Raw genomic sequence first — 20549 nt, forward strand, 5'->3', positions numbered from 1 at the left:
CCCGAGGCGTCACGCCAGAAAGAAAACCTGAGCCATGTTTGAATCGCGCAACCCGGACATCGCCAGCCCCGCCCCCTATCCGCGCTGGCTGGGCGACATTGGCGGCACCAACGCCCGCTTTGGCTGGCAGGCCAGCGAAAGTGCAGCGATCAGCCATGTGCAGGTGTTGCCGTGCGCCGAACACGAATCCCTCCTGGAAGCCGCGCAAAGCTATTTGCGCGAACAAGGCTTGAGCACGCCACCCTGCGCCGCCTTTGGCATTGCCAACCCGGTCACCGGCGACCAGGTGGCCATGACCAACCACCACTGGAAGTTCTCGGTCAGCGCCCTGCGGGAAAGCCTGGGCCTTGCGCGTTTTTTGCTGCTCAACGACTTCACCGCGCTGGCCTTGTCGCTCCCGCAGCTGCCCGAGGCGCACAGGCGCGCCGTGGGCGGCGGCCAGGCGGCGCCCGACGCGGCCATCGGCCTGATCGGTGCGGGCACCGGACTGGGCGTGTCGGGCTTGTTGCCGCTGGGCCACCAGAACAAGTGGATTCCGATTGCCGGGGAAGGCGGCCATGTCACCTTAAGCGCCGCCACGGCCCTGGAATTCGCGGCTATACAGCACTTGCAAAAGCGCTATGGCCATGTGTCGGCGGAACGCGTGATTTCAGGCGCGGGCCTGGTCGATCTGTACCACGCGCTGTGCGACCTCAAGGACGGCCAGGGCCGCGAGATCACCACCCCGGCGGACGTGATGGCGCGCGCGCAGGACGTACCCCTGTCCACCGCCAACCAGGCACTCGACATGTTCTGCGGCTTCCTGGGCAGCGTGGCCGGCGACCTGGCACTGACGCTGGGCGCACGCGGCGGGATTTACATCGGCGGCGGCATCGTGCCGCGCATGGGCGAGCGCTTTGAAGCCTCGCCGTTTCGCGCCCGCTTTGAGGACAAGGGCCGCTTCAAGCCCTATTTGCAGGCCATCCCCACCTGGGTGATCCACAGCCCGGTCTCGCCCGCGCTGCAGGGCGCATCGCAAGCGCTCTCGCTCACGCAATGGTGAACCATACGGCGCTTTGGCAGCGTTGCATCGATTCAACAACGGCTACAGTTAGCTCCCCCTGTCCACCTCCAGAATCATGCTGCTTACCGATTTGATTGGCTACTGCGCCGCCACCCTCACCACGGCCAGCTTTGTGCCGCAGGCCTGGCACACTTTTACGACCCGGGACGTGCGCGGCATTTCGCTGGGCATGTACAGCGCCTTCACCGTCGGCGTGATGTGCTGGACCGTCTATGGTTTGCTGATGGACGCCTGGCCCATCGTCGTGGCCAATTGCATCACCCTGGTCCTGGCGCTTGCCATTTTGGTGATGAAACTGCGCTATCACCAGGCCTGAGCCCTGGCCAGGAGCGAGGCCGCCCCAGCCCCATAATCTGCGTCCATGGCCAAACTCAAGCAGCTCGAATCCTTTGTCTCCGTGGTGGCGCGCGGCAGCCTGACGGCGGCGGCGCTGGCCGAGGGCGTGGCGCCGGCCATCATGGGGCGGCGGCTCGATGCGCTGGAAGAGCGCCTGGGCGTCAAGCTGCTGGTGCGCACCACGCGGCGCATCACGCTGACGCACGAGGGCAGCGCTTTCCTCGAAGACTGCCAGCGCCTGCTGGCCGACCTGGCGAACGCCGAGGCCAGCGTGTCGGCCGGCGGCGTCAAGGCCAGCGGCCACCTGCGCATCACCGCGCCGGCCGGCTTTGGCCGGCGCCATGTGGCGCCGCTGGTGGCCAAGTTCCGTGAGCAGCATGCCGACGTGACCATCACGCTGAACCTGGGCGACCGGGTGGTCGATCTGGCCGGCGAAGGCTTTGACTGCGCGGTGCGCGTCGGCGACCTGCCCGATTCGTCGCTGGTCAGCGTGCGGCTGGCCGACAACCGGCGGCTGTGCGTGGCCACGCCGCGCTACCTGCAACTGCACGGCACGCCGCGGCACCCCGGCGAACTGGCCAAATTCGACTGCCTCACGCTGTCCAGCGAAGCCTCGCAGACGCGCGGCTGGGCGTTTCGCGTTCCGCGCAACGCCCAAGGGCGGCAACGTGAAGGCGTCCTCGCGGACGCGCAGGTTGACGGCGACTCCGAGATCATCCACCTCAAACCCGGCGGCCCGCTCGACTGCTCGGACGGCCAGGTGCTGCACGACTGGTGCCTGGCGGGCTACGGCATTGCCTGGCGCAGCACCTGGGAAGTCGAGTCCGAAATCGCCGCCGGCCGGCTGGTGGCGGTGCTGGAAGACTTTGCCGCGCCGGCCAACGGCATTTACGCGGTGTTTCCGCAGCGCAAGCATCTGCCGCTGCGGGTGCGGCTGTGGATCGACTTTTTAAAGCACCACTACAGCCAGCCGGAGTTCTGGCGGCAGTAAGGCAAAAGGACGCCCGGGAATCGAATTCATGCATCAAAAAAGGCTTTTGCGCTCGCCTGTATTGCATAAGCAGCTATTGATTAAATAGCACTTTTCCGAGAAAACCTAAAGCAACCCGGCCAGCAACCACAGCGCGGTGCCCCACATCATCAGCGCCACCAGGCCGTCGAGCGCGCGCCAGACCCACGGCGCGTTCAGGCGGCTGCCCAGGCTCCACATCGCCAGGCCGAGGGCGCTGAACCACAGCAGCGAACCGGCGGCCGCGCCCAAACCGAACACGGCGTTGTCGGGCCGCGCGTAGGCCAGCGAGGCGGTGCCCATCAGCACGGCGGTGTCCAGCCAGGCATGCGGATTGAGCCAGGACATGGCGACGGCCAGGCCGATGGCGCGGCGGCGCGACATGCCCGGCGCCGCCTCTTGCCCTGCGCCCGGTACGGCCAGCGGCGCCGGCCGGACAAAGCGCTGCATCGCCTGCGCGCCGTACATGAACAGCAGGACGGCGCCGGCGCCCGTCAGCGCGCCCAGCAGCTTGCCCGACAGGCCGCCCAGTTGCGCCAGCCCGCCCACGCCGACGGCGATCAGCGACACATCGGTCACCACGCAGATCGCCACCGTCAGCCCCAGGTGCTCGCGCCGCAGGCCCATGCGCATGACATGGGCGTTTTGCGGTCCGATGGCCATGATGAGCGACAGGCTTAAAGCCAGGCCAGCGAAGAAAGCCGGAGCGGTGAAGAGGTTCATGGGAGGCACGCGTCAGGGTGAATGGAAAAAGATCAAAGCGCCTGCCTTGCTGCAGACGCCCCGCCAGTGTCGCGACTCCAGCCGATTAATTAAACAGAATTAACTAAAATTAGCTTTACTCAATAAAAACTAAAGTAGGCTCCATGCTGGACGCAAGGCAACTCGAAGCGCTGGCCGCCGTCATCGAAAGCGGCAGTTTTGGCGCGGCCGCCAAGGCGCTGAGCGTGACGCTGGCGGCGGTGTCGCTGCGCATCAAGTCGCTGGAGGCCGCGCTCGGGCAGCGGCTGCTGGTGCGCGGCAAGCAAGTGCGCGCCACTCCGGCCGGCCAGGCTTTGCTGGCGCATGTCAGGCAGTTGCGGCTGATGGAAGCCGACCTGATGGCCGGCCTGCCGGGCGCGGGCGCTGACACGGCGCGCATGCAGACCTTGAGCGTGGCGGTGAATGCCGATTCGCTGACCAGCTGGTTCCTGCCGGGCGTGGCGCCCGCCGTGCAGCAGCACCGCCTGCTGCTCGACGTGGTGGTCGATGACCAGGACCACACCCATGACGCGCTCAAGAGCGGCGATGTGGTGGGCTGCGTCACCACCCTGGCGCAGGCCATGCGCGGCTGCGTGGCCGAGCCACTGGGCATCATGCGCTACCGCTGCGTGGCCGCGCCGGCGCTGGTGGCCGAGTGGGGCGCCGCCCTGCCCCACCTCATGCTGCGCAGCCCGGCGGTGATCTTCAACCGCAAGGACGCCCTGCAGGACGCCTGGCTGGCGCAGCATTTCAATTTGCGCGATGCGCTGTACCCGCGCCACTTCGTTCCGGCGGTCGATGCGTTTGTGCTGGCGCTCGAACTGGGAATGGGCTGGGGCATGGTGCCCGACCTGATGCTGGCAGCGCGCACCGGACGGCGGCCGCTGCAGGAAGTCCTGCCCGGCCATCCGGTCGATGTGGTGCTGTACTGGCAGCACTGGGTGCGCGAGCCGCTGGCCGCCCAGCGCCTGACGCAGGCCATCAAGCAGGCCGCGCGCGACGGCCTGCTGCAGGGCTGAAGCGGCGAGCCGGCGGCCTCCTCAAGGCATGGTTTTGATATAAATATGCCGTTTGCGCAATGCCCATATGCGTATATAGCTATCTATTCAATAGCATCAGGCAGAGCCAGAATTGGCTTGTTGACAGCCAGTGCCGGACGGACGGCGGCGCCTTATTTGCTCAGGCACTCTTTCATGAAGGCCTTGCGCGCGTCGCCTTTCTTGCCTTTGGCTTCGGCGTTGCAGGTTTTCATCTTGCTTTGCTGGGTGGCGTCCTGCGCCACCACTTCTTTCTTGGCGCTCAGGCATTCCTTCATGAAGGCCTTGCGCTCGTCGCCCTTCTTGCCAGTGGCCTCCTTGTTGCAGGTGGCCATCTTGCTTTGCTGACCGGTTTTGGCCGGCGCGACAACGGCCGGGGACGCGGCCGAAACCGCTGGCGCTGACGCCGGGGCCATTTTGGCCGGTGCGGCCGCTGACGCCGGGGCGTTCTGGGCCTGGGCGCCGGCCGACAGGCCCATCGTCAGTGCAAATGCAATAGCGCTCAGTGACAGCAATTTGTTCATGGTGACTCCAATAAGTGAGTTCGGTCGTGATTTCCGGCTGGAAATCCAGACCATAACGCGGCCGGCACCGGATTCGATGACCGGGTATCCGCCGGGGCCGGGCGCCAATCCGGCCGGCATTGGCTTGACCGTAAAATCCGCCCCATGCTTTCGATTAAAAAAGACCTGCTCTCCGCCCTGGCTATCGCGCTGGAACAACTCTCTCCCGGCGCTGGCGACAAAGCCGCCTTCGAGTCGCCCAAAGTCGCCGCCCATGGCGACTTCGCCTGCACCGCTGCCATGCAGCTGGCCAAGCCGCTCAAACAAAACCCGCGCCAGACGGCCGAAAGCCTGCGCGCGCGGCTGCTGCTGGCCCCGGCCTTCGAGCGCTGGGTCGAGGCTATTGAAATCGCCGGCCCGGGCTTCATCAACATCCGCCTCAAGCCCGCCGCCAAGCAGGAAACCGTTCGCGAGGTGCTGCAGGCCGGCGCGCAATACGGAACCCAGCCCACCGACCACGAGCGCAAGATGATCGTCGAGTTCGTCTCGGCCAACCCGACCGGCCCGCTGCATGTCGGCCACGGCCGGCAGGCGGCGCTGGGGGACGCGATCTGCAACCTCCACGCCACGCAGGGACTTGATGTCTGGCGCGAGTTCTACTACAACGACGCCGGCGTGCAGATCCACACCCTGGCCACCAGCACGCAGGCGCGCGCCAAGGGCCTGAAGCCCGGCGACGCCAACTGGCCCGAGCCGGCCTACAACGGCGACTACATCGACGACATCGCGCGCGATTTCCTCGCCAAAAAGACCGTCAAGTCCGACGACCGCGAGTTCACCGCCTCAGGCGATGTCGAAGACATGGAAGCCATCCGCCAGTTCGCCGTGGCTTATTTGCGCCACGAGCAGGACCTGGACCTGAAGGCGTTTTCCGTCAAGTTCGACAACTACTACCTCGAATCGAGCCTGTACAGCTCGGGCCGCGTCGAGTCCACGGTGCAGCGGCTCAAGGACGCCGGCAAGACCTACGAGCAGGACGGCGCGCTCTGGCTCAGATCGACCGACTACGGCGACGACAAAGACCGCGTCATGAAAAAGAGCGACGGCACGTTCACCTATTTCGTTCCCGACGTGGCCTACCACCTGGCCAAGTGGGAGCGCGGCTTTACCAAGGCGGTCAACATCCAGGGCATGGACCACCACGGCACCATCGCCCGGGTGCGCGCCGGCCTGCAGGCGGCCAACGCCGGCATTCCGGCCGGCTACCCCGACTATGTGCTGCACACCATGGTGCGCGTCGTGCGCCACGGCGAGGAAGTGAAGATTTCCAAGCGCGCCGGCAGCTACGTCACGCTGCGCGACCTGATCGAATGGACCAGCGCCGACGCGGTGCGCTTCTTTTTGCTCAGCCGCAAGCCCGACACCGAATACATCTTTGACATCGACCTGGCGCTGGCCAAGAACAACGAGAACCCGGTGTACTACGTGCAGTACGCGCATGCGCGCATCTGCTCCATCCTGACCGCCTGGGGCGGCGATGAAAGCCAGTTCGGGCATGTGGACCTGTCGCCGCTGGCCAGCCCGCAGGCGCAGGCGCTGATGCTGCTGCTGGCCAAGTACACCGACATGCTCAGCCATGCGGCCGCCGGCTTTGCGCCGCACGACGTGGCGTTTTACCTGCGCGAGCTGGCCGCCTGCTACCACAGCTACTACGACGCGGAGCGCATCCTGGTCGATGACGAGGCGGTCAAACTCGCGCGCCTGGCGCTGGTCGCGGCCACCGCGCAGGTGTTGCACAATGGCCTCGCGGTGCTGGGCGTCAGTGCGCCGCGCAAGATGTAGCAAGGCTGCGGGCAACCCCCGCAGCCATTCAAATTTCAGTCAATGCAAGTAACGGCTAAGTCATCGGAACATGGTATGAAAAAGCAACGTGGTGGAACCCTGCTGGGTCTGGTTATTGGCGCGCTGCTCGGCCTGGGCATTGCGCTCACCGTGGCGGTGTACGTCACCAAGGTGCCGGTGCCTTTCATGAACAAGAGTCCGACGCACCGCCCGGACAGCGATGCCGCCGAAGCCCTGAAAAACAAGGACTGGAATCCGAACGCGCCCCTGGCCGGGAAAAACCCCGCCAGGCCGGCGGCTCCGTCGGCGGCGGGTGATCTCATCCCGCCGGTCGAGCCCGAAGCCGAGGCGGCCAGCACCGTGCCAGACCCGGTACTGACGCCAGAGCGTGGCGCGGCACCCGAGGCGGCAGCCAAGCCCAAGCGTGTCGCCGCGCCCGAGGCGGTCAAGAAGCCTGAACGTGCCGCAGCGCCCGAGGCCGTGACCAAACCCGAGCGTGTCGTGAAAACACCCAAGCCGGCAACGCCTGTTGAAGCATCCGTGGCGGCGCCGGCAGTGCCTGCGCCTGCCGTCGTGGCAAAACCGGCCAGGCCCCCGTCGGCCGATCCGCTGGGCGACCTGGTCAAGGCCAAGTCGCGCTCAGAGGCCGCGCCGGCAGCGGCGTCGGGCTCGGACCCGTTCAACTACTTCATCCAGGCCGGCGCCTACCGCACCCCTGAAGACGCCGAGCAGCAGCGCGCCCGCTTGCTGCTGCTGGGCATGCAGGCCAAGGTCACCGAGCGCGAACAGGCCGGCCGCACGGTGTACCGCGTGCGCGTGGGTCCGTTCGACAAAAAAGACGACGCAGACAAGATCAAGGACAAGCTGGACAACAGTTCGATAGAAACCGCGCTGGTCCGTGTGCAGCGTTAAGTTGCATCCTGGCTGAACTTTTCGGTTGGGCTGCATCAAACCCCCTGCAACATTGACACCAGGAGAAACCATCAATGCAACGTCGTGAGTTTTCAATTTCAGCCGCCACGCTGGCCGTCGCCGCCACCGGCATTTCCGCACTTCCCTCGCTGGCGCAAGCCCAGGCCCGGGTCTTTCAAAGCGGCACGGACTACCTGACGCTCGACAAGCCGGCCGCCACCGAAGCGCCGGCCGGCATGGTCGAGGTGGTCGAATTCTTCTGGTACAACTGCCCGCACTGCAACGCCTTCGAGCCGATGTTCGATGCCTGGGCCAAGAAAGCGCCCAAGGACGTGCTGGTACGCCGCGCGCCCATCGCCTTCCGGCCCGACTTCGAGCCGCAGCAGCGCCTGTATTACGTGCTCGAAGCCATGGGCAAGGTCGAGGAACTGCACAAAAAGGTTTTCAACGCCATTCACGTTGAAAAGCAGACGCTCGCCACCGCCGACCAGATCACGGCTTGGGTCGAAAAACAGGGTATTCCCAAGGCGAAGTTTGCTGAGATGTACAACTCGTTCTCGGTCAGCACCAAGGTGCGCAAGGCCACGCAGCTGCAGGATGCGTATGCGCTCGACGGCGTTCCCGCCCTGGGCATCAACGGCCGCTACTTCACCTCGGGCACGCAGGCCAAGACGCTGGAACGCGCGCTGCAGGTCACCGATTACCTGATCGGGCAGTCGCGCGGCAAGGCGCGATAAATCCAGGAACAGGCTTTTTCCCAAGAAGCCTGAAGCGCAAAGCCCTGGCCAGTGGCAGGCCGGGCCTTCATATGCTACTTATTCAGTAGCACACTTCGCAAGCTGTACAAGCGCAAACAGCATTTTTCTCTAAAAATCGTGACGCCACGGCAGGTTTGGCGCGCTCGGTCGCGGGCCATTGCGCCGCCGGCGCGCCTGCCCTGTTCTTGAACCCTGCACCACAAAACGCTTAGACCCTGCAGTGACAGTAGGTTTCATCCTACGCCGTGTTACACATTTTTATCAAGTTTACGTATTTAATCAAATTGAGGAAAAAAATAATTTTCCATGCAAAAGAGTTACGAAAACTGTTCGTCCTTTTGCATCCATCGCCTGGCTCCTGAACCGGGCGCAGTCCGAATCAAAGTCACTCTCGCCAAAGGCACCCCGTGTTCAAAAACAATCTTCTGCCGTTTGCACTCCTGGCCCTGAGCCAGGGCATTTTTGCCCAGCAGCCTCCTAGCGCCGGCAGCCAGATTCAGCAAATCCCGCCCGCCCCGGTTCCCCAAAAAATGGCGCCTGCCATTCGCATCGAGCCCAGCAGCGCACCAGCGGCTGCAGGCTCCGATGCCGTGAAGATTGTTGTCAACAGCCTGCGGGTGAGCGGCGCGCGCACCTATCCCGAAGCCGAACTGGTGGCGCTGACCGGGTTCAGGCCGGGCAGCGAACTCAGTCTGGCCGACCTGCGCGGCATGGCTGCAAAAATCACCGAGCGCTACCGCAGCAGCGGCTATTTCGTCGCCCAGGCCTACCTGCCCGCGCAGGAGATCAAGGACGGCGCAGTCACCATTGCCGTCGTCGAAGGCCAGTACGGCAAGGTCGCCGTGCGCAACCAGAGTAATTTGTCGGACGACCTGGTTTATGGCCAGCTTGACGGCATCAACGCTGGCGACACGGTCGCCATCGCGCCGCTGGAGAGCCGCCTGCTGCTGCTGTCGGACATTCCCGGCGTGAACATCACCTCGACCCTGACGCCCGGCGCGTCGCTGGGCGCATCCGACCTGATCGTTGACGTGGTGCCCGGCCAGCGCGTCACGGGCAGCATCGATGCCGACAACGCCGGCAACCGCTACACCGGCGAGTACCGCCTCGGGGCGACGGTGAACCTGAACAACGCGGCAGGCCGGGGCGACGTGGCTTCGCTGCGCGTGCTGACCTCGGGCTCGGGCCTGAACTACGCCCGGGCGTCCTACCAGATGCAGTTCGGCAAGGCAACGGCCGGTGTGGCCTACAGCTGGCTGGGCTACGAGCTGGGCCGGGAATTTTCCAGCCTGCAGGCCCATGGCACGGCAAAAATCGCCAGCGTCTATGGCAGCTATCCGCTGATCCGCTCGCGCGACACCAACCTGTACGCCGGCCTGGCCTTTGACCACAAGACCTTTGAAGACCGGGTGGATGCCGCGCAGGCGGTGACCGACAAGAAGGCCCAGGCACTGATGGCCAGCCTGCGCGGCGACCACCGCGACAGCCTGGGCGGCGGCGGCTTGACCAGCTACTCGCTCACCGGCACGGCCGGCAATATCGACATCCAGACCCCGTCGATGCGCGCTTTCGATGCGGCGACGGCGCAGAGCAACGGCCACTACACCAAGCTGGGCTTTAGCGCCATGCGGCTGCAAAGCGTGACCGACACGGTGTCGCTGTACGCCGGCATCAACGGCCAGGTGGCGTCGAAAAACCTGGATGTTTCGGAAAAGATGGAACTGGGCGGCATCAACGGGGTGCGCGCCTATCCGGAAGGCGAAGCCTATGCCGACCAGGGCTATGTGCTGACGCTGGAAGCCCGGATGCGGCTCCCCACCCCCGACCAATTTCCAGGGCAGATGCAGCTGATCGGCTTCGTCGATACCGGCAGCGTGAGCTTCAACAAGAACCCGTGGGCAGCCGGTGACAACCACCGAAGCCTGAGCGGCGCGGGCATCGGGCTGAACTGGTCGGCCTACAACAACTTCGTGGTCAAGGCGTCCTACGCCCGCAAGCTGGGCAGCGGAACCGCGACTTCGGCGCCGGACAAATCGGGCCGGTTCTGGATCCAGGCCGTCAAGTATTTTTAAGCCTGCCCTGAGCAGCCTTGCCTGCAAAAGCCTCGCCACACAGCCCCCGCATTTTTGAAGAACACCCGAAAGCTCTCCCCATGAACCACATTCACCGCTCCATCTGGAACGACCAGACCGGCACTTTTGTTGCCGTTTCAGAAAACACCCGCAGCGCCGGCAAGAAAATCTCGTCCTGCGCCTCGGCGGCTGGCGGCGGCGCCCACTTCGGCCTGAAAACCCTGGCGGTTTGCCTGATGCTGGCCTGCGGTGCGGGCGTGCATGCCCAGCCCACGGGCGGCGTGGTGTCGGCGGGCAGCGCCACCATTGGCGGCACGCCAGGCGCCATGACCATCACCCAGACCACGCCCAACGTGGCGATCAACTGGCAGAGCTTTGGCATCAGGGCCGGCGAGTCGGTCCAGTTCGTGCAGCCGGGCAGCAACTCGGTCGCGCTCAACCGGGTCGTCGGCGCCGATCCTTCGAGCATCCTGGGCAGCTTGAGTTCCAACGGCAAGGTGTTCCTGGTCAACCCGAACGGCATCTTGTTCGGCCAGGGCGCGTCGGTCAACGTGGGCGGGCTGGTGGCGTCCACCCTGGCGATCAGCGATGCCAATTTCATGGCGCGCAACTACCAGTTTTCCGGCGCCGGCACGGGCAGCGTGGTGAACCAGGGGGCGATCAACGCCGCCAGCGGCGGCTACGTGGCCCTGCTGGGCGCGAACGTCAGCAACCAGGGCGTGATTGCGGCCCAGCTGGGCACCGTGGCGCTGGCTGCGGGCAACGCCGTCACGCTTGACGTTGCAGGCGACAAGCTCTTGAGCGTCACGGTCGATCAGGGCGCAGTCAACGCGCTGGTTGACAACGGCGGCCTGCTCCGGGCCGACGGCGGCCAAGTGCTGATGACCACCCAGGCAGCGGGCAGCCTGCTGTCCAACGCGGTCAACAACACCGGCGTGGTGCAGGCGCAGACGCTGCAAAACGTCAACGGCACCATCAAGCTGCTGGGCGGCATGGAAAACGGCACGGTCAGCGCAGGCGGCACACTGGACGCTTCCGGCACAGGCGCGGGTCAGACGGGCGGCAGCGTCACGGTGACCGGCCATCACGCCGGCCTGTTTGGCGGGCAGGTCAATGCCTCCGGCGACGCAGGCGGCGGCACCGTGCTGATCGGCGGCGACTACCAGGGTAAAAACCCCGCCGTCCAGAACGCCGCAGCGACCTACATGAGCGCCGACGCCAGCATCCGCGCCGACGCCATCACCAGCGGCAACGGCGGCAAGGTCGTGCTGTGGGGCAATGACTCGACACGCGCTTACGGCAGCATCACAGCGCGCGGCGGCGCACAGGGCGGCAACGGCGGCTTGATCGAAACTTCCGGCCATGCGCTGGACGTGGCGGGCATCCAGATCAACGCCTCCGCCGCCAACGGCCTGGCCGGCCTGTGGCTGCTCGACCCAGCCGATGTGACGATCACGAATGCGGCCACCAGCGGCGGAACCTTGACCGGCAACGTCTTCACCCCGAACCCCAGCGCCAGCACGGCCAATGTGAATGTCGCCGACATCGTGACCGCACTGACCGCCGGCACCAACGTCACCATCACCACAGCCAACACCAGTGGAGCCGGCAATGGCGATATCACCGTTGACACGCCCATCACCTGGACCAAAACGCCGGGCGCCTTACCCGTCTCAACGCTGACCCTGAATGCCGTTCAGGATGTGATCGTGAACGAGGCGATTACCGCCACTTGGGGAAGCCTGGTCACGACGGCCGGACGTGATGTGACGCTGTTTGCGCCCGTCACGACGACCAACGGCAGCTTTACGGCAAACGCCGGGCGCGACGTCAACCTCGTGAATAACGCTGCGCATCCCTTGACGGCGATTACGACGACCGATGGAAATTTCAGGGCGAACGCCGGAGGCAATGTGAACGTCGAGACGGTCGCCTTGACGACAACCCGGGGTAACCTGATCCTGGTGGCCGGTATAGATGGCAACACCAGCGGCAGTGTCGTTTTTGCGGCTGGCACCCCCGTGGCTGCCGTCACAGGCCCAAATGCAGCGGTCATGATTTACAACCCGATAGGAACGCCACCGACGGATTATTCGGGTAACTTTACGTTGACTTCTGGCGCCACGCTGACGTCAGGTGTCTTTTTGCCAGGGATTCCGGGTGCTACGGGTGCTACGGGTGGCGTTGGCGCCACGGGCGCGACCGGGGCCACGGGCACGACCGGTGCGACCGGCGGCGTTGGCGCGACCGGTACGACCGGGGCCACGGGAACGACCGGCGGCGTTGGCGCGACCGGCGCAACCGGGGCCACGGGAACAACCGGCGGCGTTGGCGCGACCGGCGCAACCGGGGCCACGGGAACAACCGGCGGCGTTGGCGCGACCGGTACGACCGGGGCCACGGGAACGACCGGCGGCGTTGGCGCGACCGGCGCAACCGGGGCCACGGGAACAACCGGCGGCGTTGGCGCGACCGGTACGACCGGGGCCACGGGAACGACCGGCGGCGTTGGCGCGACCGGCGCGACCGGGGCCACGGGAACGACCGGCGGCGTTGGCGCGACCGGCGCGACCGGGGCCACGGGAACGACCGGCGGCGTTGGCGCGACCGGCGCGACCGGGGCCACGGGAACGACCGGCGGCGTTGGCGCGACCGGTGCGACCGGGGCCACGGGAACGACCGGCGGCGTTGGCGCAACCGGTGCGACCGGGGCCACGGGAACGACCGGCGGCGTTGGCGCAACCGGTGCGACCGGGGCCACGGGAACGACCGGCGGCGTTGGCGCAACCGGCGCGACCGGGGCCACGGGAACGACCGGCGGCGTTGGCGCAACCGGCGCAACCGGGGCCACGGGAACGACCGGCGGCGTTGGCGCAACCGGCGCAACCGGGGCGACCGGTGCCACGGGAACAACCGGCGGCGTTGGCGCGACCGGTGCGACCGGTGCGACCGGGGCCACGGGAACAATCGGCGGCGTTGGCGCGACCGGCGCGACCGGCGCGACCGGCGCGACCGGCGCGACCGGCGCGACCGGCGCGACCGGGGCCACGGGCACGACCGGCGGCGTTGGCGCAACCGGTGCGACGGGAACAACTGGCGCAACGGGAACGACCGGCGCTACCGGACCAGCGGCCCATATTCCTCCTATCGTCTTCCCACCGCCTGCATTTCCACAAAAGCCGCCTCTAAACGTGCTGCCGCCGGTGTTGCCGGGCACTTGGGTGCCCACGGTAGTGGTCGCCCCGCTGCCCCCAGAGCTTCTGACCGTCGTACCGCCGACACCGCCAGCCGTGCCCCCATCCGTTATGCCGGAGTCGCCGCCAGTGGTCTTGCCGGTCGTGATACCGTCCAGGCCCTACATGCCAACCAAGCGCCTGCCTAAACAGGAACGCAACTAGAAGAGTCACGGTACGCAGTGAATACGCACTCGATTACAACCATTGCAGCCAAGGCAGGACTTGTCCTTGGCCTGCTGGCCGCCGGTCTCGCCGTCCAACCCGCGTTTGCGGCGGACGGCATGGCGCCATTGTCAGGCGCTGGCCTCCCACTGGTGCAGGAGCCTTTTCCCGCTCTCCCGGCAATGGATACGCAGCCCAAGGTGGGTACGTACGAGCCGAAGCGGGCGAACTTTGCGCAGGCGCAACCCTCCCGGGAGGCCCGTCATGTGGCCGACTGGGCCGTTGATTCGGGCGATAACGGCGCCATGCCGTTCGTGATTGTCGATAAGGCGGATGCCAGGGTGTTTGTATTCGATGCGGGCGGCCAGTTGCGTGGTGCAAGCTCTGCGCTGCTGGGCCTGGCGCGCGGAGATGACTCCGTTCCGGGCATCGGCCAGCGCAAATTGTCAAGCATTCTCCCCGAGGAGCGCACCACGCCAGCCGGCCGCTTCGTGGCTGCGCTGGACCACAATCTTCAGGGAAAGGAGATGCTCTGGGTGGACTACGAGACAGCGATATCGCTGCATCCGGTGGTCACCAGCAACGCCCGGGAGCGCCGGGCCGAGCGTCTGGTCACGCCGAGTCCGCTGGACAACCGGATTTCCTACGGGTGCATCAATGTTCCCGCCGATTTTTACGCCAGCGTGGTCAGTCCTGCGTTTACCGGGACGGATGGCATCGTTTATGTGCTGCCCGAAACCCGCTCGGCCCACGCAGTCTTCGGCGCGTATGACGTCGAAGAACGCGCGCGCCTGAACATGGCAAGCCAGGCCGTTTCGGCGCCCGTGGTATCGCGCTCTGCCGCCAATCTAACCAGGTGAAGCGGCGCTGGCACGGCTTGAGGCACGTTGCCCAGATATTTACCGGCCTCCAATCGCTAAACGGGTCTCGAATGAAAAACCAAATACCCTCAGCAAGGCCGCCCGGATTGCAGCCCGACTTGCTGAAGGCGCATTCCAGCAGCCTGCCATGAGAAATAAAACGCTGTGCCTTTGCATGATTGTAAAAGACGAGTCGCATATTATTCTGGAAACATTAAACAGCATAAAACAGTATCTGGATTATTGGGTTATATGCGACACCGGCTCCACCGACAACACGATCGGGCTGATACAGGACTTCTTTGACAAGGAAGGCATAAGAGGCGAAATACACTCTGAAAAATGGGTGGATTTTGGCTATAACAGAAGCCGCGCCTTTGATCTTGCGATGAACAAGGCCGATTACCTGCTCGTCATGGATGCCGATGACATTTTGGTCGGGCAGATGAATCTGGATCAACTGGATGCAGACTCCTACCTACTTCGCTATGGCAGCGATTTTACTTATTGGCGAGGCCAGCTATTCAAAGGGACCGAGCAATGGATGTACAAAGGCGTATTGCACGAGTATCCGTTTTGCCTGTCAAAAGCGCATCCGACCGAAGGCACTGTCGAAGGAAACTACCATATCCTTTCCAGAAGACTGGGCGCGAGAAGCCTGGTGGAGCCGGCAACAAAGTATCTGCATGATGCAAAGGTTCTGGAGCAGGCGCTGCAGCAGGAAACAGATCCCGGTTTAACGACCCGCTACCTGTTTTATCTCGCACAAAGCTATAGGGATGCAGGCCAGCATGCGCTGGCCATCCATTGGTACAACCAAAGAATTGATGCGGGTGGCTGGCCGGAAGAAGTATGGCGTTCAAAATATGAGACAGGCCTGCTTTATGAAATACTCGGCAAGCACCAGCTTGCCAAGCAGTTCTATCTGGATGCATTTGAATACAGGCCAACCCGCGCAGAGTCACTGCACAGCCTGGGGAAAATGTGCAACCTGAGGAAAGAGTTTTTTCAGGCTTATTTATTTCTGGACCATGCATCAAAAATTCCATTGACCAAGGACGTGCTCTTTGTTTCAAAAGATGTCTATGATTATGAAATAGTATTTGAACTTTCAATCAGCGCCTATTGGGTGGGCGATTACAGATTGTCCATCAAGCTATGTGAGCAGCTGATTGCCATGAAAGACAAGCTTCCTCCGCAGATTTATGAACAAGCGCTCAAGAACATGGCGTTTGGAGTGGAGAAGTTGTTGGCAGGCTGCTGAAATATTTCCAGCCGGTCCACGTCACCCAAACCAGGTTCGCCCTGTGCGGACCGAGACAAATTCGTGTGGTCGCAGGCTTTTGGGAAATCCAAGATGGGCGGACATGAACTTCCTGCGACCGGCATGGCTACAATGGCAAAATCTGTAGCTGCAAGATTCGTGCCTTATGAAACGCCCTTTTCTCTCCTTCCTCCTGCTCGCCGTCATGGCGGCGGGTGCCGTGCTGCCGGCCGCGGCCGAGAAAGCTGACCGCGACAAGCCGATGAATGCCGAGGCCGACGCCTTGCGCTACGACGACCTGAAGCAGACCAGCGTGTTCACCGGCAACGTCGTCATCACCAAGGGCACCACCCTCATTCGCGGCGGCCAGGTCGAGGTCAGCCAAGACCCCGAGGGCTACCAGCTGGCCGTGGCCACGGCAGCGCCGGGCAAGCTGGCCTACTACCGCAAGAAACGTGACGGCGTCGATGAGTACATCGAAGGCGAAGGCGAGCGCATCGAATACGACAGCCGCGCCGACCTGGTCAAGTTCATCAAGCGTGCCGTGGTGCGCCGCTACAAAGGCGCGACGCTGAGCGACGAAACCACCGGCGGGCTGATCGTCTATGACAACAACACCGATGTGTTCACCGTCGATAGCGGCGCGAAGAACAGCACCGCCGCCAATCCCGGCGGACGGGTTCGCGCCATGCTGTCGCCGCGCGGCCCGGCCGCTGGCGCCGCCGCCCCGGCCCCGCCATCCGGCGGACCGGCTCCCGTTTTGCGCCCCAGCACCACGCTGGGCAACGGCACATCCCCGAAAGCACCCTGAATCCATGAACCGAGTCATTGACAAGGTCATTGCGCAGAATGCAGCGCTTCGCGCCGAGCCGCCCAGCAGCCTGGTCGCGCAGGGCCTGAGGAAATCCTACGGCAGCCGCCTGGTGGTGCAGGATGTCTCGCTGTCGGTGCAAAAAGGCGAAGTCGTCGGCCTGCTCGGCCCCAACGGCGCGGGCAAGACCACCTCGTTCTACATGATCGTCGGCCTGGTGCGCGCCGATGCGGGCGCCATCTCCATCGACGGCCAGCCGGTCGAACACATGCCGATTCACAAGCGCGCCCGCCTGGGCCTGAGCTACCTGCCGCAGGAGGCATCGATTTTTCGCAAGCTCACGGTGCAGGAAAACGTGCGCGCCGTGCTTGAGTTGCAGCGTGACGCCTCGGGCAAGCCGCTGGGCCGCGACGCGCTGGAGTCGCGGCTCGATGCGCTGCTCAAGGATTTGCGCGTGGACCATCTGCGCGACTCGCCGGCGCCCTCGCTGTCGGGCGGGGAGCGCCGCCGGGTCGAGATTGCCCGCGCCCTGGCCACCCAGCCGCGTTTTATTTTGCTCGACGAGCCGTTTGCCGGCATCGACCCGATTGCCGTGATCGAGATCCAGCGCATCATCGGTTTCCTGAAATCGCGCGGCATCGGCGTCTTGATCACCGACCACAACGTGCGCGAGACGCTAGGCATCTGCGACCATGCCTACATCATCAGCGACGGCCATGTGCTGGCCAACGGCACCCCGGCCGAAATCGTGAACAACGCCGATGTACGCCGGGTATATCTGGGCGAACATTTCAAAATGTAATGCGATCAACATGAAGCAAGGTCTTTCCCTCCGCGTCTCGCAGCACCTGGCGCTCACGCCGCAACTGCAGCAGTCGATCCGGCTGCTGCAGCTTTCGACGCTGGAGTTGAGCCAGGAAGTCGAGCAGATGCTTGATGAAAATCCTTTTCTTGAAGTGGCCGACGACTCGGCGCCGCGCGAAGAGTTTGGCCTGGACCAGACCGACACGCCCGTCAGCCAGGACAGCCGCGAATTTGATTCCGCTACGGATTCGATAGCTATAAACACAGACACATCGAGCGCAAGCAGCCAAAAAGAGTCTGAAACCACGGCAGAAGCAAGCACCGAAGCCACGCTCGAAGAAAGCTGGGAAGGCGACGGCTCGGTCGAGTCCTCGCCCGATGACAGCGAATGGGGCGGCGATGCGCCGGCGCGCAAGAACAACCTGGACGACAGCGACGCCGAAGCCTCGGACCTGACCGGCGCCCATGAGTCGCTGCAGGACCACCTGCACCGCCAGGCGCTGGCCCTGCGCCTGTCCGAAGTGGACCGCGCCGCCCTGCACTTCCTGATCGAGTCGCTCAATGACGACGGCTACCTCGAAGACAGTCTGGCCTCGCTCGCGGCCGGCCTGGCGCATGGCGACCTGGAGCAGACCGAGGAGCTGGAGCAGTGCTTCGCCATGGCGCTGCAGTTGCTGCAGCACATGGAGCCGGCCGGCGTCGGCGCGCGCACCCTGGCCGAATGCCTGAACCTGCAACTGCTCGATTGCAAGGATTGCGAGGAAACCCGCGCCGCCATTGCCATCTGCAAGCAACCGATGGAGCTGCTGGCCAAGCGCGATTTCAAGCGCCTGGCCAGCCTGTGCCGGTTCTCCGAGGACGCCATCAAGGGCGCCATGGCCGTGATTGCGCGCCTGGACCCCAAGCCCGGCCGGCGCTTTGCCAATGTCGAGCGCAACCTGATCGTTCCCGACGTGATCGTCGTCAAGTCCGGCCGGGGCTTCAAGGTCACGCTCAACAGCGACGTGATGCCCCGGCTGCGGGTCCACGACATCTACGCCAACGCCCTCAAGCAGCACAGCGGCCGGGGCAGCAGCGGCCCGGGCGGCGGGCAGGCGCTGCAGCAGCGGCTGCAGGAAGCGCGCTGGTTCATCAAGAACATCCAGCAGCGTTTCGACACCATCCTGCGGGTCAGCAACGCCATCGTGGAGCGGCAGAAAAACTTCTTCACCCACGGCGAACTCGCCATGCGGCCGCTGGTGCTGCGCGAGATCGCCGACGAGCTGGGCCTGCACGAATCGACCATTTCGCGCGTGACCACGGCCAAGTACATGGGCACGCCGTTCGGCACCTTCGAGCTGAAGTATTTCTTCGGCTCCGGGCTGGGCACCGAGAGCGGCGGCAATGCGTCGAGCACCGCCGTGCGCGCGCTCATCAAGCAGTTCGTCGCCTCCGAAAGCCCCAGGAAGCCGCTCAGCGACAGCCAGATTTCCGAGATGCTCAAGGAGCAGGGCATCGAATGCGCGCGCCGCACGGTGGCCAAATACCGCGAGGCCCTGCGCATCGCACCGACCAATTTGCGCAAGGCGCTGTGAATGTCGCCCGAGATGGGTACGCAACTATTTTGTAGCATCCCGTCATTCCCGCGAAGGCGGGAATCCAGCCCCCGCTTGCAGGCACCTGACTGTCGCGGCACTGGATACCCGTTTTCACGGGCATGACGGCATTGAGAGAACTTTTTCATGAACCAACTCCAACTATTCCTCCCCTGCGCCGCCGGCGTCGAGAACCTGCTGGCCGCCGAAGTCCAGCGCATCACTGGCATTGAAGGCAAGGCCTGGCGCGCCGGCGTGCAGCTGCAGGGCTCCTGGCGCGAAGCGCTGCAGCTCAACCTGCACAGCCGCCTGGCCCAGCGCGTGCTGATCGAGCTGCAGCACGGCCAGTACCGCAGTGAGCAGGATCTGTACAACGCGGCGGCCAGCGTCGCCTGGGAAATCTGGTTCACGCCCGCGCAGACCTTCAAGGTCGAGATCACCGCGCAGCACAGCCCGCTGCAAAGCCTGAATTTCGCCGCGCTGAAGATCAAGGACGCGATTGCCGACCGTTTCCGCCACAAGTTCAACGATGTGCGCCCCAGCGTCGATACCCGCTGGCCCGACGTGCGCGTGTATGTGCATCTGACCACCGATACCGTCACGGTGTACATCGACACCTCGGGCGAGCCGCTGTTCAAGCGCGGCTGGCGCGAGGACAAGGGCGACGCGCCGCTGAAGGAAACGCTGGCCGCCGCGATGATCGCCGCCAGCGGCTGGGACCAGCTGTGCAAGCAGGGCGTGCCGCTGTACGACCCGTGCTGCGGCTCGGGCACCATCGTCATCGAGGCCGCGCAGATCGCCTGCAACATCGCGCCGGGCATCAACCGCCGCTTTGCTTTCCAGAAGTATTTACCCTTCCAGGGCCATGTCTGGGACGGCCTGCTCGACCAGGCCGAAGCGGCGATTACCGAACCGACGGCGCCGGTGTACGGCAGCGATGTGTCGTTCCGCATGGTCGATTTCGCCGAGCGCAATGCCGAACGCGCCGGCGTCGCCAATGCGGTGCAGCTGCGCGGCGGCGACGCGCTGCAGCGCATGCCGCCCGCGCCCAGCGGCGTGATGCTGGTGAACCCGCCGTATGGTGAGCGCATCGACGTAGCGGGCGTGGCCGGCGTCAGCGGCGTGCAGGGGCGCGACCAGCGCGAACAGCGGCGTTCCCAATTCCAGGGCCAGAGCGTCGATGAATTCGGCCAGCCGGTGCTACGTCCCGAGCGCGAGGGCCGGCCAGGCCGCGACGAGCGCAATGACCGCGACAGCCGCGACGAAACCGGCTTCGAGCCGCCGCGCGACCGCTCCGCCAACCCCGGCCGCGAACAGGCGCAAAACGCCTGGGGCGAGGAAGCCTCGGACTTCTTCCCGCAGCTGGCCGCGCACTGGAAGAAAAACTACGCCGGCTGGACCGCCCACGTGCTCACGCCCGACCTGAAATTGCCCAGCAAGATGCGCCTGAAGGAGTCGCGCCGTGTGCCGATGTGGAACGGCCCGATTGAATGCCGGCTGTTCCGCTTCGACATGGTCGCCGGATCGGCGCGCGCCAAGCCGGCGGATCAGCCGAAACCGTGACG

The 20549-nt window shown here is 64.7% G+C and carries 17 protein-coding genes; 15 read left to right on the forward strand and 2 right to left on the reverse strand.

The window, feature by feature from the left end:
• Positions 1-34: 34 nt before the first annotated feature.
• The 3 genes from PNAP_RS18470 to PNAP_RS18480 all read left to right on the forward strand — a co-directional run bounded on the left by PNAP_RS18470 (position 35) and on the right by PNAP_RS18480 (position 2390).
• On the forward strand, positions 35-1042 hold the full coding sequence (locus PNAP_RS18470) for a glucokinase (protein ID WP_011803057.1): 1008 nt from the start codon (positions 35-37) through the stop codon (positions 1040-1042).
• Between the two features lie 76 nt (positions 1043-1118).
• Entirely contained in the window at positions 1119-1379 is a 261-nt protein-coding gene (locus PNAP_RS18475; protein WP_011803058.1) for a SemiSWEET transporter, read from the forward strand.
• 45 nt (positions 1380-1424) lie between these two features.
• Complete coding sequence (locus PNAP_RS18480; RefSeq protein ID WP_011803059.1) at positions 1425-2390, forward strand: LysR family transcriptional regulator; 966 nt, start codon at positions 1425-1427, stop codon at positions 2388-2390.
• 105 nt (positions 2391-2495) lie between these two features.
• Here PNAP_RS18480 and PNAP_RS18485 read toward each other — a convergent pair whose 3' ends face one another.
• On the reverse strand, positions 2496-3131 hold the full coding sequence (locus PNAP_RS18485) for a LysE/ArgO family amino acid transporter (RefSeq protein ID WP_011803060.1): 636 nt from the start codon (positions 3129-3131) through the stop codon (positions 2496-2498).
• Positions 3132-3274: 143 nt separating this feature from the next.
• Between PNAP_RS18485 and PNAP_RS18490 the strand changes: the two genes are divergently transcribed.
• Positions 3275-4168, forward strand: a complete 894-nt coding sequence (locus tag PNAP_RS18490) for an HTH-type transcriptional regulator ArgP (protein ID WP_011803061.1) — start codon at positions 3275-3277, stop codon at positions 4166-4168.
• A 152-nt stretch (positions 4169-4320) separates the two neighbouring features.
• Here the strand turns inward: PNAP_RS18490 and PNAP_RS18495 are convergent, their stop codons facing one another.
• The gene (locus PNAP_RS18495; protein WP_041376803.1) at positions 4321-4710 is read right to left on the reverse strand and encodes a PsiF family protein; all 390 of its coding nucleotides are present in this window, start codon (positions 4708-4710) and stop codon (positions 4321-4323) included.
• Between the two features lie 144 nt (positions 4711-4854).
• On the opposite strand from PNAP_RS18495, the gene argS reads away from it, so the two are divergent.
• The 11 genes from argS to PNAP_RS18555 all read left to right on the forward strand — a co-directional run bounded on the left by argS (position 4855) and on the right by PNAP_RS18555 (position 20547).
• Complete coding sequence (gene argS / locus PNAP_RS18500; protein WP_011803063.1) at positions 4855-6531, forward strand: arginine--tRNA ligase; 1677 nt, start codon at positions 4855-4857, stop codon at positions 6529-6531.
• Positions 6532-6606: 75 nt separating this feature from the next.
• Complete coding sequence (locus PNAP_RS18505; RefSeq protein ID WP_041376804.1) at positions 6607-7443, forward strand: SPOR domain-containing protein; 837 nt, start codon at positions 6607-6609, stop codon at positions 7441-7443.
• Between the two features lie 74 nt (positions 7444-7517).
• Entirely contained in the window at positions 7518-8180 is a 663-nt protein-coding gene (locus tag PNAP_RS18510) for a thiol:disulfide interchange protein DsbA/DsbL (RefSeq protein WP_011803065.1), read from the forward strand.
• A gap of 428 nt (positions 8181-8608) precedes the next feature.
• Entirely contained in the window at positions 8609-10273 is a 1665-nt protein-coding gene (locus PNAP_RS18515; RefSeq protein ID WP_011803066.1) for a ShlB/FhaC/HecB family hemolysin secretion/activation protein, read from the forward strand.
• An 80-nt stretch (positions 10274-10353) separates the two neighbouring features.
• On the forward strand, positions 10354-13671 hold the full coding sequence (locus PNAP_RS28165) for a two-partner secretion domain-containing protein (RefSeq protein ID WP_011803067.1): 3318 nt from the start codon (positions 10354-10356) through the stop codon (positions 13669-13671).
• A 182-nt stretch (positions 13672-13853) separates the two neighbouring features.
• Positions 13854-14531, forward strand: a complete 678-nt coding sequence (locus PNAP_RS27130; protein ID WP_198140653.1) for a hypothetical protein — start codon at positions 13854-13856, stop codon at positions 14529-14531.
• A gap of 148 nt (positions 14532-14679) precedes the next feature.
• Complete coding sequence (locus tag PNAP_RS18535; RefSeq protein ID WP_011803069.1) at positions 14680-15795, forward strand: tetratricopeptide repeat-containing glycosyltransferase; 1116 nt, start codon at positions 14680-14682, stop codon at positions 15793-15795.
• A gap of 166 nt (positions 15796-15961) precedes the next feature.
• On the forward strand, positions 15962-16606 hold the full coding sequence (lptA, locus tag PNAP_RS18540; protein ID WP_011803070.1) for a lipopolysaccharide transport periplasmic protein LptA: 645 nt from the start codon (positions 15962-15964) through the stop codon (positions 16604-16606).
• Between the two features lie 4 nt (positions 16607-16610).
• A complete protein-coding gene (gene lptB, locus PNAP_RS18545) occupies positions 16611-17408 on the forward strand; it encodes an LPS export ABC transporter ATP-binding protein (protein WP_011803071.1) in 798 nt (265 codons plus the stop codon).
• A 10-nt stretch (positions 17409-17418) separates the two neighbouring features.
• Positions 17419-18984 (forward strand): RNA polymerase factor sigma-54, encoded by a 1566-nt coding sequence (locus PNAP_RS18550; RefSeq protein WP_011803072.1) that lies wholly within the window; start codon positions 17419-17421, stop codon positions 18982-18984.
• A gap of 147 nt (positions 18985-19131) precedes the next feature.
• Positions 19132-20547, forward strand: a complete 1416-nt coding sequence (locus PNAP_RS18555; protein WP_011803073.1) for a THUMP domain-containing class I SAM-dependent RNA methyltransferase — start codon at positions 19132-19134, stop codon at positions 20545-20547.
• The last annotated feature ends 2 nt before the right edge of the window (positions 20548-20549 follow it).

The organism is Polaromonas naphthalenivorans CJ2, assembly GCF_000015505.1.
GTDB classification, from domain to species: domain Bacteria; phylum Pseudomonadota; class Gammaproteobacteria; order Burkholderiales; family Burkholderiaceae_C; genus Polaromonas; species Polaromonas naphthalenivorans.

Excerpts from the sequence above, each read along its gene's own strand:
- PNAP_RS18490 (WP_011803061.1), top strand. The coding sequence starts at position 3,275 with ATGCTGGACGCAAGGCAACTCGAAGCGCTGGCCGCCGTCATCGAAAGC.
- PNAP_RS18550 (WP_011803072.1), top strand. The coding sequence starts at position 17,419 with ATGAAGCAAGGTCTTTCCCTCCGCGTCTCGCAGCACCTGGCGCTCACG.
- PNAP_RS27130 (WP_198140653.1), top strand. The coding sequence starts at position 13,854 with ATGGATACGCAGCCCAAGGTGGGTACGTACGAGCCGAAGCGGGCGAAC.
- PNAP_RS18470 (WP_011803057.1), top strand. The coding sequence starts at position 35 with ATGTTTGAATCGCGCAACCCGGACATCGCCAGCCCCGCCCCCTATCCG.
- PNAP_RS18480 (WP_011803059.1), top strand. The coding sequence starts at position 1,425 with ATGGCCAAACTCAAGCAGCTCGAATCCTTTGTCTCCGTGGTGGCGCGC.
- PNAP_RS28165 (WP_011803067.1), top strand. The coding sequence starts at position 10,354 with ATGAACCACATTCACCGCTCCATCTGGAACGACCAGACCGGCACTTTT.
- PNAP_RS18505 (WP_041376804.1), top strand. The coding sequence starts at position 6,607 with ATGAAAAAGCAACGTGGTGGAACCCTGCTGGGTCTGGTTATTGGCGCG.
- PNAP_RS18535 (WP_011803069.1), top strand. The coding sequence starts at position 14,680 with ATGAGAAATAAAACGCTGTGCCTTTGCATGATTGTAAAAGACGAGTCG.
- lptB (WP_011803071.1), top strand. The coding sequence starts at position 16,611 with ATGAACCGAGTCATTGACAAGGTCATTGCGCAGAATGCAGCGCTTCGC.
- PNAP_RS18555 (WP_011803073.1), top strand. The coding sequence starts at position 19,132 with ATGAACCAACTCCAACTATTCCTCCCCTGCGCCGCCGGCGTCGAGAAC.
- PNAP_RS18510 (WP_011803065.1), top strand. The coding sequence starts at position 7,518 with ATGCAACGTCGTGAGTTTTCAATTTCAGCCGCCACGCTGGCCGTCGCC.
- PNAP_RS18485 (WP_011803060.1), bottom strand. The coding sequence starts at position 3,131 with ATGAACCTCTTCACCGCTCCGGCTTTCTTCGCTGGCCTGGCTTTAAGC.
- PNAP_RS18495 (WP_041376803.1), bottom strand. The coding sequence starts at position 4,710 with ATGAACAAATTGCTGTCACTGAGCGCTATTGCATTTGCACTGACGATG.
- lptA (WP_011803070.1), top strand. The coding sequence starts at position 15,962 with ATGAAACGCCCTTTTCTCTCCTTCCTCCTGCTCGCCGTCATGGCGGCG.
- argS (WP_011803063.1), top strand. The coding sequence starts at position 4,855 with ATGCTTTCGATTAAAAAAGACCTGCTCTCCGCCCTGGCTATCGCGCTG.
- PNAP_RS18475 (WP_011803058.1), top strand. The coding sequence starts at position 1,119 with ATGCTGCTTACCGATTTGATTGGCTACTGCGCCGCCACCCTCACCACG.